The sequence below is a fragment of the Streptomyces sp. NPDC086835 genome (assembly GCF_044745705.1).
Taxonomy (GTDB): domain Bacteria; phylum Actinomycetota; class Actinomycetes; order Streptomycetales; family Streptomycetaceae; genus Streptomyces.
Map to the genome: position 1 here is coordinate 88,086 of NZ_JBIVAU010000004.1, position 16,287 is coordinate 104,372.

The following is a 16,287-nucleotide window of genomic DNA, read 5'->3' on the forward strand; positions in this document are numbered from 1 at the left end:
CCTTCGGCGTTCGTGCGCTGGTGTCAGTGGCCCGCGCTGTGCGACGCGGACGCCGAGTCGGTCGGCTGCTCGGGCTCGCTGCCGGCCGCCTCCGTGTCGCCCGCCGGCGCCTCGGGGGAGGCCGGGGTGCCGGTGGGCGTGCCGGACGGGCTGCCCGAGGGGGACTGCGTGGGGGCGGCGGGCGACGGCTTCGGCACCTCGGTCGGGCCGAAGTCCTTGAAGTAGTTCGTCGCCGGGACTACCAGCGCCTGCAGCTTGACGTCGCCCGTCTCGCTGAACCGGAAGACGACCTCGCGGTTCGAGCCGTCGTTCATCTCCTGGTTGCCGTTCTCGATCACGGCGGACGCGTTGTCCTTGCCACCGATGATGAGGCGGCCCTGCGCGGGGACGGTGACGTCCTTGGAGCCCTTGGCGGGGGTCAGCTTCACCTTGGCGTCGGAGCCAGGCAGCGTGATCGACTCGAGGGTCTGCGGCTTCACGCCCTCGTTGAAGATCGTCAGGGCCACCACGGCGGGGCCCTTCACGTCCGGCTTCGGCTGCGTGATGACGTTCACGTTCTGCAGCTTCAGGTTGTCGACGGCGGTGGCCGCGTTGTCCGGCCTGACACCGAGGGTCTGCGCGTCGTTGCCCGCACCGCAGGCGGAGAGCGAGGCGATCGAGAAGACGATGGCAGCGCCGGCGAGGGCACCGCGTCGAAGGCTGCTGCTCACGGCGGCGCTTCTCCTTCTACGTAAGGACGGGTGGTGACGGCTGCCACCGGCTCAGGGCGTGTCAGCTCGCGCTCAGGTTACCGAGCCGCCGATCACGTCCGGCACCCGACCCGCCCTTTGCCGGCGGCGGACGAGAAGGACCCGTCCGGGCGGAGGTCCGACCGGCGTGTCGGCGGCTGCCGCGGCGTGACCCGCCGGCCTGTACGGATGCCGCGCCCCGATCAGGTGTTCCGATCACCCGCGGACCCGCCCGTTCACATAACCGTGGTGATCAATTTCCTGGGGCGTCGCACATTCCTTGCGAATAGCCGCGGTGATCAATTCCGGATTCTCCGGCACGTCGGTCCGTACGGGTGAGCGGCGGCCGAACGGAGTACGGGAAGTTCACCGTCGAGAATCAGGCAAATCGGGACGTTCAGCCTCTTCGGAGGGGGGTACGCGCTCTGTGTCGCGCGTGTTTCTGTTCGCCCGCGCAGCGGCTCCGACCTGCGAATACCGCACTCCGGAAGCCGTCCGCAGCACGTTCCTGTCTCGGTTGTCAAGCCCCGAGATATGCCCTGACCTGCGAAAACGCCATTCAGAAGAAGCCGTATCCGTGTTACCCTGGATAGCCACGGAAGGGGTACCTGTCACATGACGTTCAAGGTTGGCGACACCGTGGTCTATCCCCATCACGGGGCCGCGCTGATCGAGGCCATCGAAACTCGCCAGATCAAAGGCGTGGACAAGACCTACTTGGTGCTCAAGGTCGCCCAGGGTGACCTGACGGTTCGCGTGCCAGCGGACAATGCGGAGTTCGTCGGCGTTCGCGATGTGGTCGGCCAGGACGGACTGGACCGGGTCTTCGAGGTGCTTCGTGCACCGTACGCCGAAGAGCCGACGAACTGGTCCCGTCGCTACAAGGCAAATCTCGAGAAGCTCGCCTCCGGCGATGTCATCAAGGTCGCCGAAGTAGTGCGCGACCTGTGGCGTCGTGAGCGCGAGCGTGGGCTTTCCGCAGGTGAGAAGCGGATGCTCGCAAAGGCGCGCCAGATCCTGGTGAGCGAGCTCGCCCTCGCGGAGAACACCAATGAGGACAAGGCCGAGGCTCTGCTCGACGAGGTCCTCGCGTCCTGACGCACAATAATGCCGCGGTGCCCGCTGGCACGCTGTGAAATCACCCTCCGTGAAATCCAGCCTGCCGCCGGGCGCTGCGGCATGTGTATGAAAGGTCGCAGCTGAAGGCTCGCAAGGGTCGCAACTCTCTGACGGTCGCGACCGTCGTCGTCCGGCACCGTGGCGTGCCGGGCCTCGGCGGCTGGCGCAGACCAGTGGTCACGGAAGGGCCCGTCAAGGCGTCGCGCCCGGCACGCTGTGGCCATACCCATGTCGGCTGAGGAAACAAACCTGCCGGAGTGCAACCGATGTCAGACGTATCGCGCCACCATCGCACCGCGGCCGTGATCCCGGCCGCCGGCCGGGGTGTGCGGCTCGGCCCCGGTGCCCCGAAGGCGCTCCGCGCGCTGAACGGCACGCCCATGCTCGTCCACGCCGTGCGCGCGATGGCCGCGTCCCGGGCGGTCTCGCTGGTCGTGGTCGTCGCGCCGCCCGACGGGGCTCCCGAGGTGAAGCGCCTCCTCGACGCGCACTCCCTGCCCGAGAGGACGGACTACCTCGTCGTCCCCGGCGGAGACACCCGCCAGGAGTCCGTACGCCTCGGTCTCGACGCGCTCCCGGACGACATCGGGACCGTCCTCGTGCACGACGCGGCCCGCCCGCTGGTGCCCGTGGAGACCGTCGACTCGGTCATCGAGGCCGTGCGCGACGGCGCTCCCGCCGTGGTGCCCGCGCTGCCCCTCGCGGACACCGTCAAGCTGGTCGAACCGGCCGGCAAGGACGAGCCGGAGCCCGTCGTCGCCACTCCCGACCGGGCCGCTCTGCGCGCCGTGCAGACACCCCAGGGCTTCGACCGCGAGACCCTCGTGCGCGCGCACGCGACGGTCACCGACAACGTCACCGACGACGCGAGCATGGTCGAGCAGCTGGGCCTGCGGGTCGTCGTCGTCCCGGGGCACGAGGAAGCGTTCAAGGTGACCCGGCCGCTCGATCTCGTACTGGCCGAGGCCGTACTCGCCAGGAGGAGGGCCACCGATGGCTTCTGAGGAGCTCCGTCTGCCGCAGGTCGGCATCGGCACCGATGTGCACGCCTTCGAGAAGGGGCGCGAGCTGTGGTGCGCCGGCCTGCTCTGGGACGGCGCACAGAGCGAGGGGTACGGCCTCGCGGGGCACTCCGACGGTGACGTCGCCGCGCACGCCGCGTGCGACGCCCTCTTCTCCGCCGCCGGCGTCGGTGACCTCGGCGCCCACTTCGGTACGTCGCGGCCCGAGTGGTCCGGCGCCTCCGGCGTCGCCCTGCTCTCGGAGGCGGCGCGGATCGTGCGTGCCGCCGGGTTCGAGATCGGCAATGTCTCCGTTCAGGTGATCGGCGTACGCCCCAAGATCGGCAAGCGCCGCGAGGAGGCGGAGAAGGCGCTGTCCGCCGCGGTGGGCGCGCCGGTCGCGGTCTCGGGGACCACCACCGACGGTCTCGGCCTGACCGGACGGGCGGAAGGTCTGGCCGCCATAGCGACCGCGCTCGTGGTCCGCACGGGGTGACGGGCGGCGGGCACGGGTGTGGTCCGTGTCACCTTGATGTCACGTCCTGGCAGGAAACGGTCGCGAGGCACTACCACGCGCCCACTACCCTTGTGGCGTGACCATTCGCCTGTACGACACCAGCGCCCGGCAGATCCGTGACTTCGCCCCTCTCGTGCCGGGTTGTGTCTCGATCTACCTGTGCGGTGCGACGGTGCAGGCCGCCCCGCACATCGGGCACATCCGGTCGGGACTGAACTTCGACATCATGCGCCGCTGGTTCGAGTACCGCGGCTTCGACGTCACGTTCATCCGGAACGTGACCGACATCGACGACAAGATCATCGCCAAGTCGACGGACCAGGGCCGTCCTTGGTGGTCCATCGGCTACGAGAACGAGCGGGCCTTCAACGACGGCTACGAGGCCCTCGGCTGCCTCCCGCCCACCTACGAACCGCGCGCCACCGGCCACGTCACCGAGATGGTCGAGATGATGCGCGGTCTGATCGAGCGCGGGCACGCCTACGAGGCCGACGGCAGCGTCTACTTCGACGTGCGGTCCTTCCCCGACTATCTGGCGCTGTCCAACCAGGACATCGACGACCTGCGCCAGCCCACGGAAGAGGGCATCACCGGCAAGCGCGACCCGCGCGACTTCGCCATGTGGAAGGCGACCAAGCCGGGCGAGCCCTCCTGGGAGACCCCGTGGGGCCGCGGCCGGCCGGGCTGGCACCTGGAGTGCTCGGCGATGGCGCACAAGTACCTCGGTGAGGCCTTCGACATCCACGGCGGCGGTCTCGACCTGATCTTCCCCCACCACGAGAACGAGATCGCCCAGGCCAAGGCCTTCGGCGACGCCTTCGCCTCGTACTGGGTGCACAACGCCTGGGTCACCATGAGCGGCGAGAAGATGTCGAAGTCGCTCGGCAACTCGGTGCTCGTCTCCGAGATGGTGAAGAACTGGCGCCCGATCGTCCTGCGCTACTACCTCGGCACCCCGCACTACCGCTCGATGATCGAGTACAGCGAGGAGGCCCTGCGCGAGGCCGAGTCGGCGTTCGCGCGGATCGAGGGCTTCGTCCAGCGGGTCGTCGAGAAGGCGGGGGCGGTCGCGCCGGCCGCCGAGGTGCCGCTCGCGTTCGCCGAGGCCATGGACGACGACCTGGGCGTACCGCAGGCCCTCGCGATCATCCACACCACGGTCCGGCAGGGGAACAGCGCGCTGGCCGCCGACGACAAGGAAGCCGCCGTAGCACGCCTCGCCGAGGTCCGTGCCATGCTGGGAGTCCTCGGCCTGGACCCGCTCGACCCGCACTGGGCGGGCGAGGCCGACCGCGGCGAAGACCTGCACGGGGTCGTCGACACGCTCGTCAGGCTCGTGCTCCAGCAGCGCGAGTCGGCCAGGTCCCGCAAGGACTGGGCGACGGCGGACGCCATCCGCGACCAGCTGAACCAGTCCGGACTCGTCATCGAGGACGGTCCCGACGGACCGCGCTGGACACTCGGACCGCGCTGAGCACCGGGCGCATGTGCCGCCCGGTGTTCCGGGCGGCACACTTTCACTTAACGACGCGATCCAGAGGAACGAAAAGTCATGGCCGGGAACAGCCAGCGCAGGAACCGCCGCACGTCCAACAAGAAGGGCGCGCAGGTCGGCAGCGGTGGCCAGCGTCGCCGCGGTCTCGAGGGCAAGGGCCCGACGCCGCCCGCCTCCGCCCGTAAGGGGCACAAGAAGAACCGGGTCGCCAACGCACAGGCACGGAAGGCCACCAGCCGTCGGCCGGTCGCCCGCCGCGGCGGCAAGGGCACGTCCGAGATGGTCGTCGGCCGCAACCCGGTCTTCGAGGCGCTGCGCGACGGCGTGCCGGCCTCCACGCTCTACGTCCAGCAGTTCATCGACAACGACGAGCGGGTGCGCGAGGCGCTCCAGCTCGCCACCGGACGCGGCAACATCAACATCATGGAGGCGCCGCGCCCCGAGCTCGACCGGCTGACGAACGGGCTCAACCACCAGGGCCTGGTCCTCCAGGTCCCGCCGTACGAGTACGCGCACCCGGAGGACCTCGCCGCCGCCGCGTTCGACGACGGTGAGGACCCGCTGATCGTCGCCCTCGACGGTGTCACCGACCCTCGTAACCTGGGCGCCGTCGTCCGCTCCGTGTCGGCCTTCGGCGGCCACGGTGTGGTCGTCCCCGAGCGCCGCGCCGCGGGTATGACCGCGGGCGCCTGGAAGACCTCCGCCGGCACCGCCGCCCGTACGCCGGTCGCACGGGCCACCAACCTGACGCGCGCCCTGGAGTCGTACCAGAAGGCCGGTCTGACCGTCGTGGGCCTGGCCGCCGACGGCGAGAGCGAGGTCGGGGACCTCGAGGCTCTCGGCGGGCCGCTGGTCATCGTCGTGGGCAGCGAGGGCAAGGGTCTGTCCCGTCTCGTCGGCGAGACCTGCGACTACCTGGTCCGCATCCCCATGCCGGGCGGCGCGGAGTCCCTCAACGCCGGTGTCGCGGCCGGTGTCGTCCTGTACGAGGCGGCCAAGCGGCGCGCCTGAGGACCGTGTTGGGCCGTTTTCGGACGGCCGCGGGTGCAAACCGGACGATAAGGAGCGCTTGACGGGTCTCGGACAGATCGGGCCCGTCACGGCCGTGCCCTAAACACGCATCACTCGGTTAGATGAGTGTGGACACCAGAACGCCCCGGTCCGGGTTCGATGATCAGCCTGCGTTGAGCATGGTGAAGGTGGACTGCGATCCCGCGCAGGTCATCGTCAGCCACGCCAGTTTCCGGGTACAGCTCGCCCGGAGCCCGCGCCCCGCACGTTCCCTGGCGGACACCGCGCGCCTCGCCCCGCTCGCCGGAGCCGGCGCGGCGGGAAGGCCGCGCAGGGCGCCCGTCGTATGGAGCGGCAGGTCGGCCCCCGGGGACTCCGGGGCGACCGGGCTGCTCCAGGCCGTACGCAACTCCACCCTCGAGCACGAGGCCTACAGCGCGGGCGCCACCCAGGTCATGCCCCGCGTCGACCTCGACGAGACCGTGGCGGCCCCCACGGTCCCCGCCCCCGGCGGCCCCGGCCGGGACAGGCCGCTGCTGCCCCCGATGCGGCAGGCGGTCGGCGCCTACGACTCGTACGACACCGGCCCGTCCTACGGCGAGCAGCCGTACGACGCGGGGACGTACCAGGTCGAGGCGTACGACGACGAGGCCTTCGAGCGGGAACGCGCCGAGCGGCGCTCCCCGCAGCGCCACGGAGCGGACTCCGTGCGGCACGCCTACTACCCCGGCCGCCGGATGAACCTCGGCGTGGTGCTGCTGCCGCTGCGGGTGCTCCTCGGCCTCATCTCCGTCTACGCCGGCATGGGCAAGCTCTGCGACCCCGTCTACTTCGACGGCGGCGACCGCGGCTCCATGGTCAAGTGGCTCAACGCCCTGAACCCGTGGGCGCTCGGCGAGCCGATGCGTGACTTCGCGGTCGCCCACCCGGTCGGCGCCGGGCTCACCGTCGCCTTCCTCCAGGTCATCGTCGGCGTCCTCACCGTCCTCGGGCTGTGGCAGCGCGTCGCGGCGGTCGTCGGCGCGCTGCTGTCCGCGGCGCTGATCATGACCGTGAGCTGGCGGTCGGTCCCCGTCTACGAGACGCCGGACCTCATCTACCTGGCGGCGTGGTCGCCGCTGATCATCGCCGGCGCCCCCGTCTACTCGATCGACGGCCGTCTCGCCGGCGAGGCCTGGCGCACCCTCGGGCCCCGTTCCGCACTGTGGGACCTGCGTCGGCGCGTCCTGCGTCGCGGCGGCCTCGTCGCCGCGGTCGTCGTCGGGCTGACGATGCTCGTGGGTTCGATCCTCGGCGGCGCCGTCCGCTCGAACGACATGGTCACGGTGCCCGGCCCGAACCAGAACCCGACCAACTACCTGCCCGGCGCCCCGCTGCCCGAGGAGTCGGGAACCGGTGGCGGCTCGCCGCGCCCCCGCAAGGAGAAGCCCTCCCCGTCCGCCAGCCCCGAGAAGCCCGGCGAAGCGGCGTCCACGCCGACGCGGGAGGCCGTGCGGGAGAGCGGGCAGGTCGCCGGTACGCCCAGCGAGACGCAGGGCAGCGGTCGGCAGTCGCCCAGCGGCTCCCAGCCCGCCCCTCCGCCGTCCTCCGGCACCACGGGGCCGACCTCGACCGGCGGCAGCAGCTCGGGCGGCACGACCGGCGGCGGGTCGGGCGACGGCTCGGGCGGCTCCGGTGGCAGCAGCGGCGGCTCCGACGGCGGCGGCGTGATCGGCGGCCTGCTGGGCTGAACGCCCGTCCGTCCGCGACGGAGCGAAGGGGCGGCCACCGGGATCGATCCGGTGGCCGCCCCTTCGTCCGTTCGACCGGAAGCGTGGGACGGGAAGGTCAACGCACCTGGGTGGAAAGCTCCTTGGCGGCCTCCGTCAGGTCCTTCGCCGTGTCGATCGCCCGCCAGTAGGCCCCGTTGGGCAACGGGAAGCCGGCCAGCCGGCGCTCGCGCGCCAGCCGCGGGAACGTCGTCCGCTCATGGTCGCCCACATCCGGCAGGAGCCTCGTGAACTCCGCGGAGAAGACGTACACGCCCGCGTTGATCAGGTACGGCGACGGCGGTGACTCGATGAAGTCCGTGATGTGCCCGAAGGCGTCCGTCTCGACGGCACCCCAGGGGATGCGCGGACGCGCGAGCGCGAGGGTCGCCGCGGCGTCGCGTTCGGCGTGGAAGGCGGCCATCTCGCGCAGCGAGAAGCGGGTCCAGATGTCGCCGTTGGTCGCGTACCAGGGCCGATCGGGATGCGGCAGGGCGGTCGCGGCGTACTTGAGGCCGCCGCCCCGGCCCAGGGGCTCCGTCTCGACGACGGTCTTGACGCGCAGGGGAAGCACCGCGCTGTCCAGCCACTCCTGGAGGACCTCTGCGAGGTGGCCGCAGGACACCACGACGTCGGTCACGCCCTCCTCGGCCAGCCAGGCAAGCTGGTGGCCGATGATCGGGGTGCCGGTCCCCGGGATCTCGACCATCGGCTTGGGGCGGTCGTCGGTGTACGGGCGCAGCCGAGAGCCCTGGCCGCCCGCCAGGACAACGGCCTGCGTCGGAAACGTAGGCGTTTGCATGGCCTGAACGATATGCGGCGGGCCGGCCGCCCCTGGGCCCGGGACGGCGTCAGTGGCCGTGCGGGGCGTGGGAAGCGGCCCGTGGGGGCGTAGGAGCGCCCCGGGGAGCGGTCAGGGCCCGGCGGGGCGTCCCCGGGCCCTCGTGTCCGCGACGGCCGTCAGGAGCCCTGTGCCTGCTGCGCGACGCCCGTGGCGAACGACGTGTCGCAGACGGGCCGGGAGAACGACTGGGCGCGGGTCGGCCCGTAGAGGTCCACTGCGGCGCGGCCGAGGGCACGCGCGAGGGACATGCAGTGCTCCGCGAGCGACGGGCGCGCCTCGATCTCCCGCTGGAGACGGGTGAGCGCGACACCCGGGTCCTTGGTCTGCAGCTCCATGAGCAGCCGGTCGCGCAGGACGTCCTGCGGGGCGCGGGACTTGGCGCGTACGGACACGTTCTCCGAGGAGGCGGTGAGCATCTGCGACTGGGTGGCCTGCCCTGCCCACGGGACGGCGGTGACCGCGAGGGTTCCGGAGAGCACCAGGACGACAGGCAGAACGAGGGCGAGAGTGCGGCCGATTCGGCGGGCTGTGTGGGTCACGCTCGCGAGCGTAGCGGGCAGTGATGATTTGGAGACATTCAGTCACTCACGCGAGGGATGGTTCGATCGCGCCTTTCGATTACCGTGTTGACGCGGACGGTGAAATGGGCCGAACATCCGCCTCTGGCGGCTTATTTGCACAATTACCCGAAAGGCCGGGCCCTCGCACCGAAGTGCGGGGGCCCGGCCTTTGGTCATTGCTGTGCTTCGCGGCCCGGCCGCTCGGCGGGTCAGCCGCTGAGGCGCTCGCCCGTCGACGTCGAGAAGACGTGGATCTCGCCGGAGCGCGGCACGACGTGGAGCTCGCTGCCCTTGTCCGGGACGTCACGGCCGCCGACGCGGACGACGAGGTCCTTGTGCTCGCCGCCGACCTGGGCGGAGCCGTACACGTAGCCGTCGGCGCCGAGCTCCTCCACGACGTTCACGGACACGGCGAGGCCGGCCGGGGCGTCCTTGGAAAGGGTCTTGGTGTCGCCCGCGCCGTGCTCGACGACGTCGAAGTGCTCGGGGCGGACGCCGACCGTGACGGTGGTGTCGCCCTTGTCGGCGGCGGCGGACAGCGCCTCACGGGAGACGGGGACGACGCTGTTGCCGAACTTCACGCCACCGTCGGTGATCGGGACCTCGACGAGGTTCATGGCCGGGGAGCCGATGAAGCCGGCGACGAAGAGGTTGGCGGGCCGGTCGTACATGTTGCGCGGCGAGTCGACCTGCTGGAGCAGGCCGTCCTTCAGCACGGCCACCCGGTCGCCCATGGTCATGGCCTCGACCTGGTCGTGCGTGACGTACACGGTGGTGATGCCGAGGCGGCGCTGCAGGCTCGCGATCTGCGTACGGGTGGAGACACGGAGCTTGGCGTCCAGGTTCGACAGCGGCTCGTCCATGAGGAAGACCTGCGGCTCACGCACGATGGCGCGGCCCATTGCGACACGCTGGCGCTGACCACCGGAGAGGGCCTTCGGCTTGCGGTCCAGGTAGTCGCTGAGGTCGAGGATCTTCGCGGCCTCTTCGACCTTCTTGCGGATCTCGCTCTTGTTGACGCCGGCGATCTTGAGCGCGAAGCCCATGTTGTCGGCGACGGTCATGTGCGGGTAGAGCGCGTAGTTCTGGAACACCATGGCGATGTCCCGGTCCTTCGGCGGCAGGTGTGTGACGTCGCGGTTGCCGATCCGGATGGATCCGCCGTTGACGTCCTCGAGACCCGCGAGCATCCGCAGGGAGGTCGACTTGCCGCAGCCGGACGGCCCGACGAGGACGAGGAATTCGCCGTCCTCGGTCTCGATCTCGAGCTGGTCGACGGCGGGCTTCTCGGAGCCCGGGTAGATCCGGGTCGCCTTGTCGAACGTGACAGTAGCCATGCTGATGTGTCTCCTTCACCGGCAGGAACGTGCCGGACGATCCGAGTAAGGGAGTGGTCTGGTCCAACGGAGTGAACCTGCCGTGACGCTACCTGGCGATCGGGGATCTGTCAGTAGCCGGAGGCGGGGAGAAATCCCGTCGGGGCGGCGTGAGCTTTGGTTACACTTCTCTCGCTGCCTCCTTAGCTCAGTTGGCTAGAGCGCTTGACTTGTAATCTTGAGGTCGTCGGTTCGACTCCGACAGGAGGCTCCAGCACGCGAAGGGCCCCCGGACAGACCGTCCGGGGGCCCTTCGCCGTGTGCCCTTCAGTGGCGGCCGGAGATCTTGTCCGCCAGGGTCGCGAGGCGGGCCGTCGTCGGGGTGTGGGTGGCGGCCTCGTGCCGGTCGGCCCTGCGGTAGGCGGTGTAGAGGGTCTGGACGCCGAGCCAGCGCAGGGGTTCCGGTTCCCACTTGCGGACCTTGTGGTTGACCCACGGGAGCGCGGTCAGGTCGGTGGGCCCCGACTGGCCGGAGTCCTGCTGGATCAGGTCGCGCAGCGTGCGGGCGGCCAGGTTGGAGGTGGCGACTCCGGAGCCGACGTATCCGCCGGCCCAGCCGAGGCCGGTGGAGCGGTCGAGGGTGGCGGTGGCGCACCAGTCGCGGGGGACACCGAGGACGCCCGACCATGCGTGGGCGATCTGTGCGCCGGCGAGCCGGGGGAAGAAGCGGATCAGGATCTCGCGGAGCGCCTCGACGGTGGCGGGGCCGGTGCGTCCGTCGTTGTCGGTCCGCGAGCCGTAGCGGTAGGGGGCGCCGCGGCCGCCGATCGCGATGCGGTTGTCGGCGGTGCGCTGGGCGTACATGTAGGCATGGGCCATGTCGCCGAGGGTCTCGCGGCCGGACCAGCCGATCTCGTCCCATGCGTCGTCCGGGAGCGGCTCCGTGACGATCATGGAGGAGTTCATGGGGAGCCAGGTGCGGTGCTGGCCCTTGAGGGACGCGGTGAACCCCTCGGTGCAGCGCAGGATGTAGGGGGCGCGGACGGTGCCGTACGGGGTGACGGCGTGCTTGGGCCTGATCTCCGTGACGGGTGTCGACTCGTGGACGGTGACGCCGAGCGCCTCCACGGCGGCGGCCAGGCCCTTGACCAGTTTCACCGGGTGCAGGCGGGCGCCGTGCGGGGTCCAGCTGCCGGCGACGGCGCCGCTGACGTGGACGCGTTCCGCGGTCTCGCGGGCGCCCAGCAGGATGCGGTCCTTCTCGCCGAACGCGATCTCGACCGAGTGGAAGTCCTTCAGGCGTTGGAGCTGCGCGGGGGTGCGGGCGACCTCGAGCACGCCGCCCTTGTGGATGTCGGCGTCGATCTTCTCCTCGCCGGCGACGCGGACGACTTCGTCGACGGTGTCGTTCATGGCCTGCTGGAGGCGTACGGCGGCGTCGTGGCCGTGGAGCCGGGCGTAGCGGTCGCGTCCGGCGATGCCGTTGTAGAGCCAGCCGCCGTTGCGTCCTGAGGCGCCGTAGCCGCAGAACTTGGCTTCCAGGACGGTGATGTTGAGGAACGGGACGGCCTTCTTGAGGTAGTACGCGGTCCACAGGCCGGTGTATCCGCCGCCGACGATGCAGACGTCGGCGCTGCTGTCGCCGGGGAGGGGTTCGCGGGGGACGGGCGCGCCGTCCTGCGCGTACCAGAACGATATGCCGCCGTTGACGGTGTTCATGTGGGTCGCTGCTTTCCCTGCCGTTGGGTGGGCCGTGTGGCGGGAATTTACTGCTCCGGGCCGCTTTCCGCGACGTAGGGGAGCGGCACGGGCGGCGCCGGGCGGGCGGTGGTCCGCTCCGTGGAATCTTCTGGCGCGACCAGCGGTCGTAAGGGCAGGCTGGGCGCATGATTCGTACTGCCGCACCCGCCGATGTGCCCGTGATCCACGAGATGGTCCGGGAGCTCGCCGAATACGAGAAGGCCTTGCACGAGGCGAACGCGACCGAGGAGCAGCTGCGTGAGGCGCTGTTCGGCGAGCGGCCGGCCGCGTTCGCGCACATCGCGGAGACGGAGGACGGCGAGGTCGCCGGTTTCGCGCTGTGGTTCCTGAACTTCTCCACGTGGCGCGGTGTGCACGGGATCTACCTGGAGGACCTGTACGTGCGGCCGCGGCTGCGGGGCGGCGGCCACGGGAAGGCGCTGCTCACGGAGTTGGCGCGGATCTGCGTGGAGCGCGGCTACGAGCGTCTGGAGTGGTCGGTGCTGGACTGGAACACCCCGTCGATCGACTTCTACAGGTCGCTGGGGGCACGGCCGCAGGACGAGTGGACGGTCTACCGGCTGACCGACGGGGCGCTCAAGAGCCTCGGAGCCTGACCCTTCCTCACGGGACCGGGACGGGCCCGGGACGTGACGGGGACTTACGGGACGAGGACGACCTTGCCGACGGTGCCGCGTGTCTCGAGGTCGCGGTGCGCGTCGGCGGCGTCCGCCAGGGCGTAGCGCTGGACGGCGGGGCGGAGCCGGCCGGCGGCGGCCTCGGCGAGGGCGCGGCTCTCGAGGGCGCGCAGACCGCCGGCCTTCTCGAGCATGGCGGGGCCGAGTACGCCCTGTGAGGTGATGCCGCGTTCGGCGAGTTCCTCCTCGGTGAGGGTGAGCGGGCTGTCGGAGAGGATGCCCTGGCTGGACCAGCCGAAGACGATGTGCTTGCCGCCTTTGCCGAGGAGGTCCACGGCGGCGCGGCCGGCCTCACCGCCGACGGAGTCGTAGACGACGCCGGCGCGCCGGTCGCCGAGGTGGTCGCGGAGGGTGTCGGGCCAGTCCGGCCGGGTGTAGTCGACGGCCAGGTCGGCGCCGTTGTCGCGTACGCGGGCGGTCTTGGCGGGGCCGCCGGCCAGGCCGACGACGGTGGCGCCGGCGTTCTTGGCGTACTGGACGATCAGGGTGCCGATGCCGCCCGCGGCGGCGGGGACGATCACGATGTCGTCGGGCCCGAGGTCGGTGTACTGGAGGATGCCCAGCGCGGTCCTTCCGGTGCCGATCATGGCGACGGCCGCCGCCTCGTCGAGTTCTCCGGGGATCTCGTGGAGCCGGCCGGCGTCGGTGACGGCGAGTTCGGCGTAACCCCCGGGCGCCATGCCGAGGTGGGCGACGACGCGCTTGCCGAGCCAGGCGGGGTCGGTGCCCTCACCGAGGGACTCGACGACGCCGGCGACTTCGCGGCCGGGGATCGTCGGCAGTTCCACGGCGACCGGATACGGACCCTGCGCGCCCTCGCGCAGCGCCGTGTCGAGGAGATGGACACCGGCGGCGGCGACGGCGATCCGTACCTGGCCGGGGCCGGGTACGGGGTCGTCGGCCGTCTCGTAGGTCAGGTTCTCTGCGGGGCCGAAGGCGTGCAGGCGTACGGCGTGCATGGTGTGGGCTCCCTTGTGATGGGGTCGTCGGGCCCACTGTTCAACCTCAAGTGCGCTTGACGTCAAGACGGTTGCGGGCCGCCCGGTGCGAGCTGCCGCGCAGCGCGAGCGAGGCCGCCTCCAGCGCGCTGTTGAAGGACACCTCCGAGAGCAGCCCCGGCGCCGCGACCTGGTCCCCGGCCAGGTAGACGCCGTCCCCGCGGTCGATGGCGGGACGGTCGCGCCAGGTGGTGCCGGGCAGGTCCACGGCGCCGGTGCGGCCGTTCGAGAGCGCTTCTCGCCGCCATACGGTCCGCTCCCGCCAGCCGGGGAACCCGAGGTCGAGAAGGGCCTCCGCATGGGCGGTTCCGTCGGCCTTGGACCCGTCGGGGCCGATGGGGAGCTGGCCCTGCACCAGCTGCTCCCCGGCCGGCGCGAGGGTCGGGTCCTGGGCGGTGAAGCGTTCCAGCCAGCCGGGGGCGTCGAGATCGGAGACCACGAACGCGTCGCCGCGACGGGTCCGCAGCGCCAGGTCGACCAGGGTGGTGCGGCCGCTGGTCCAGCGCAGGGTGTCGTCGCCGAGGAGGCGGCGCGCCGCGTCGAGGGTGGTGGCGACGATGACGGGGCCGTGCCCCTCGGGCAACGCGTCGACGCGTGACGTGGTCTCGATGCGTACGCCCAGGTCCCAGGCGCGGGCGGCCATCCTCTCGACGACCTGCCCCCAGCCGCCACGCGGGTAGTGGGCCTCCGGTGGCAGGGCCGTGGCCCGCCGGAGCCGTTCCTGGACGAACGCGGCGGAGAGCGAGCCGGGGTCGTGGTGGAAGAGCGCGACGCCCATGTAGTGGGCGGCCGCCCGGGCGGCGTGCTCCCCCGCGACGGTCGTCGCCCAGGTCAGGAAGTCGGTGTCGACGGGGGCCGAGCCGGCGGGACGGCGGGCGAGCCTGAGCATTCCGAGGGGCGGGGTCCTGCGCAGCGCGCCGTCGCGGCGGAAGCGGAAGCGTGCCCCTTCGAGGGGGGACAGGGGCGCGAGGGGGCCGAGCAGGCCGCGCTGCTTCAGCCAGGTCCAGTGGGGGCCGCGGTTGTAGAGGGCGTGGGGGCCGTCGTTGGTCCGGTAGGGGCCGTCGCTGGTGCGGGCGCGTCCCCCGAGGGTGTGGTGGGCCTCGTACAGGGACACACGGGCGCCGGACTCGGCGGCTGTGATGGCCGCGGTGAGGCCGGCGAAGCCGCCGCCGATGACGGTGATCTCATGCATGGCTGTCTCTCCCGGGTCGTTCGGCTCGTCGCTCTCACGGCTGTGACGGATCGGGGGCCTGGGGATGTGACATCGGACGGGCGGGAAGGCGTTGTCAGTGGCGCACGTCACCATGGGGGAATGGCGAAGGCGCGGAGACCGGCAGTGGTGGCGGCGAGGGTGACCGAGGTGCGGCTGCCGCAGCTCGAGGAGTTCGGCGGCGGCGCCCTGGAGCCGGACGGGGATTACGACGGGGTGCGGTTCGAGGGGCTGGACCTGGGAGGTCAGCAGGGGGCGGGGGCCCGCTTCATCGACTGCGCGCTGACGGACTGCGCCTTGGACGGGACGCAGTTGACGCAGGCCCGTTTCGTGGACTGCGTGCTCGAGGGGGTCCGCGGGGTGGGGGCGGATCTCGCCGGGGCCTCGCTGCGTGACGTGGAGGTGCGGGAGGCGCGGCTGGGCGGGGCGCAGCTGCACGGGGCGTCGCTGACGGGGGTGATGCTGCGCGGCGGCAAGATCGACTACCTGAATCTTCGGGAGGCGAGACTGACGGACGTCGTGTTCCACGGCTGCGTGCTGTCGGAGGCGGACTTCGGGGGCGCGCGGCTGGAGCGGGTGGAGTTCCGGGACTGTGTGCTGCGCCGGGCGGATCTGACCGCGGTGCGGATGAAGGACGTCGATCTGCGGGGGGCCGCGGAGCTGGACATCGCACGCGGCGTGGAGCGGCTGGCGGGTGCGGTGATCAGCCCCGGTCAACTGCTGGAGCTGGCCCCCGCGTTCGCGGCGCAGATCGGCGTACGCGTGGAGTAGGTGCCGGGGCAGGCCGGGCCTCCGGGTCAGGCCGTGCGGGGGAAGCGGGCCTGGAGGTCCCAGATCACCGGGTTGTCGCCGAGGCCCTCGTGCATGTCGGTGAGGTCGGCGATCAGGTCGTGCAGGAAGTCACGGGCCTCACGGCGGAGTTCGGCGTGGTTGAAGGTGATCGGCGGCTCGTCGCCGGGCATCCAGTCGGCCTCGACGTCGACCCATCCGAAGCGGCGCTCGAAGAGCATCCGGTCGCTGGACTCCGTGAAGTCCAGCTCGGCGTACTGGGGCTTCGAGGCGCGGCTGCCGAGCGGGTCGCGGTCGAGCTGCTCGACGATGTCGCACAGGGCCCAGGCGAAGTCGAGCACGGGGACCCATCCCCAGGCTGTGGAAACCTCCCGGTCCTTCTCGGTGTCGGCGAGATAGACGTCGCCGCAGAAGAGGTCGTGGCGCAGCGCGTGTACGTCCGCGCGCCGGTAGTCGGTCTGCGGCGGGTCGGGGAAGCGGCGCGAGAGGGAGTAGCCGATGTCGAGCACGTGG

The 16,287-nt window shown here is 71.3% G+C and carries 16 protein-coding genes and 1 tRNA gene; 9 read left to right on the forward strand and 8 right to left on the reverse strand.

The features are described from left to right. Nucleotides 1–23: 23 nt before the first annotated feature. Nucleotides 24–710, reverse strand: coding sequence for a DUF461 domain-containing protein (locus ACIPJI_RS15560; protein WP_356618889.1), 687 nt, complete (start codon nucleotides 708–710; stop codon nucleotides 24–26). Nucleotides 711–1,343: 633 nt separating this feature from the next. On the opposite strand from ACIPJI_RS15560, the gene ACIPJI_RS15565 reads away from it, so the two are divergent. The 6 genes from ACIPJI_RS15565 (at nucleotide 1,344) to ACIPJI_RS15590 (ending at nucleotide 7,601) form a co-directional block, all read left to right on the forward strand. Continuing rightward, nucleotides 1,344–1,826, forward strand: a complete 483-nt coding sequence (locus tag ACIPJI_RS15565) for a CarD family transcriptional regulator (RefSeq protein WP_003953493.1) — start codon at nucleotides 1,344–1,346, stop codon at nucleotides 1,824–1,826. Nucleotides 1,827–2,113: 287 nt separating this feature from the next. After that, nucleotides 2,114–2,851, forward strand: coding sequence for a 2-C-methyl-D-erythritol 4-phosphate cytidylyltransferase (ispD, locus tag ACIPJI_RS15570; RefSeq protein ID WP_307707128.1), 738 nt, complete (start codon nucleotides 2,114–2,116; stop codon nucleotides 2,849–2,851). Then, nucleotides 2,841–3,344 (forward strand): 2-C-methyl-D-erythritol 2,4-cyclodiphosphate synthase, encoded by a 504-nt coding sequence (ispF, locus tag ACIPJI_RS15575; protein WP_402246712.1) that lies wholly within the window; start codon nucleotides 2,841–2,843, stop codon nucleotides 3,342–3,344. The genes ispD and ispF overlap by 11 nt, the downstream gene beginning before the upstream one ends. A gap of 97 nt (nucleotides 3,345–3,441) precedes the next feature. Continuing rightward, the gene (cysS, locus tag ACIPJI_RS15580; RefSeq protein WP_356618885.1) at nucleotides 3,442–4,839 is read left to right on the forward strand and encodes a cysteine--tRNA ligase; all 1,398 of its coding nucleotides are present in this window, start codon (nucleotides 3,442–3,444) and stop codon (nucleotides 4,837–4,839) included. A 78-nt stretch (nucleotides 4,840–4,917) separates the two neighbouring features. Further along, the gene (gene rlmB / locus ACIPJI_RS15585; RefSeq protein WP_159690458.1) at nucleotides 4,918–5,871 is read left to right on the forward strand and encodes a 23S rRNA (guanosine(2251)-2'-O)-methyltransferase RlmB; all 954 of its coding nucleotides are present in this window, start codon (nucleotides 4,918–4,920) and stop codon (nucleotides 5,869–5,871) included. Between the two features lie 179 nt (nucleotides 5,872–6,050). After that, on the forward strand, nucleotides 6,051–7,601 hold the full coding sequence (locus tag ACIPJI_RS15590; RefSeq protein WP_402247161.1) for a DoxX family protein: 1,551 nt from the start codon (nucleotides 6,051–6,053) through the stop codon (nucleotides 7,599–7,601). A gap of 97 nt (nucleotides 7,602–7,698) precedes the next feature. Here ACIPJI_RS15590 and ACIPJI_RS15595 read toward each other — a convergent pair whose 3' ends face one another. The 3 genes from ACIPJI_RS15595 to ACIPJI_RS15605 all read right to left on the reverse strand — a co-directional run bounded on the left by ACIPJI_RS15595 (nucleotide 7,699) and on the right by ACIPJI_RS15605 (nucleotide 10,360). Continuing rightward, nucleotides 7,699–8,421 (reverse strand): nucleotidyltransferase family protein, encoded by a 723-nt coding sequence (locus ACIPJI_RS15595; RefSeq protein WP_307707124.1) that lies wholly within the window; start codon nucleotides 8,419–8,421, stop codon nucleotides 7,699–7,701. Between the two features lie 158 nt (nucleotides 8,422–8,579). After that, the gene (locus ACIPJI_RS15600) at nucleotides 8,580–9,002 is read right to left on the reverse strand and encodes a hypothetical protein (protein WP_356618882.1); all 423 of its coding nucleotides are present in this window, start codon (nucleotides 9,000–9,002) and stop codon (nucleotides 8,580–8,582) included. A gap of 230 nt (nucleotides 9,003–9,232) precedes the next feature. Further along, a complete protein-coding gene (locus ACIPJI_RS15605; protein WP_307707122.1) occupies nucleotides 9,233–10,360 on the reverse strand; it encodes an ABC transporter ATP-binding protein in 1,128 nt (375 codons plus the stop codon). A 176-nt stretch (nucleotides 10,361–10,536) separates the two neighbouring features. Here ACIPJI_RS15605 and ACIPJI_RS15610 point away from each other — a divergent pair. Continuing rightward, nucleotides 10,537–10,613, forward strand: a tRNA-Thr gene (locus tag ACIPJI_RS15610). A gap of 53 nt (nucleotides 10,614–10,666) precedes the next feature. Here the strand turns inward: ACIPJI_RS15610 and ACIPJI_RS15615 are convergent. Further along, on the reverse strand, nucleotides 10,667–12,058 hold the full coding sequence (locus ACIPJI_RS15615) for an FAD-binding oxidoreductase (RefSeq protein ID WP_307707121.1): 1,392 nt from the start codon (nucleotides 12,056–12,058) through the stop codon (nucleotides 10,667–10,669). A 167-nt stretch (nucleotides 12,059–12,225) separates the two neighbouring features. Between ACIPJI_RS15615 and ACIPJI_RS15620 the strand changes: the two genes are divergently transcribed. Continuing rightward, complete coding sequence (locus ACIPJI_RS15620) at nucleotides 12,226–12,696, forward strand: GNAT family N-acetyltransferase (protein ID WP_307707120.1); 471 nt, start codon at nucleotides 12,226–12,228, stop codon at nucleotides 12,694–12,696. A 44-nt stretch (nucleotides 12,697–12,740) separates the two neighbouring features. On the opposite strand, the gene ACIPJI_RS15625 is transcribed toward ACIPJI_RS15620, so the two are convergent. Both ACIPJI_RS15625 and ACIPJI_RS15630 read right to left on the reverse strand, forming a co-directional pair. Next, complete coding sequence (locus ACIPJI_RS15625) at nucleotides 12,741–13,736, reverse strand: zinc-binding dehydrogenase (RefSeq protein ID WP_402246715.1); 996 nt, start codon at nucleotides 13,734–13,736, stop codon at nucleotides 12,741–12,743. Nucleotides 13,737–13,782: 46 nt separating this feature from the next. Next, the gene (locus ACIPJI_RS15630; RefSeq protein ID WP_402246717.1) at nucleotides 13,783–14,967 is read right to left on the reverse strand and encodes an NAD(P)-binding protein; all 1,185 of its coding nucleotides are present in this window, start codon (nucleotides 14,965–14,967) and stop codon (nucleotides 13,783–13,785) included. Nucleotides 14,968–15,087: 120 nt separating this feature from the next. On the opposite strand from ACIPJI_RS15630, the gene ACIPJI_RS15635 reads away from it, so the two are divergent. Then, nucleotides 15,088–15,756, forward strand: coding sequence for a pentapeptide repeat-containing protein (locus tag ACIPJI_RS15635; RefSeq protein WP_402246719.1), 669 nt, complete (start codon nucleotides 15,088–15,090; stop codon nucleotides 15,754–15,756). A 26-nt stretch (nucleotides 15,757–15,782) separates the two neighbouring features. Here the strand turns inward: ACIPJI_RS15635 and ACIPJI_RS15640 are convergent, their stop codons facing one another. Then, nucleotides 15,783–16,283, reverse strand: coding sequence for a hypothetical protein (locus ACIPJI_RS15640; protein ID WP_402246721.1), 501 nt, complete (start codon nucleotides 16,281–16,283; stop codon nucleotides 15,783–15,785). Between the last annotated feature and the right edge of the window lie 4 nt (nucleotides 16,284–16,287).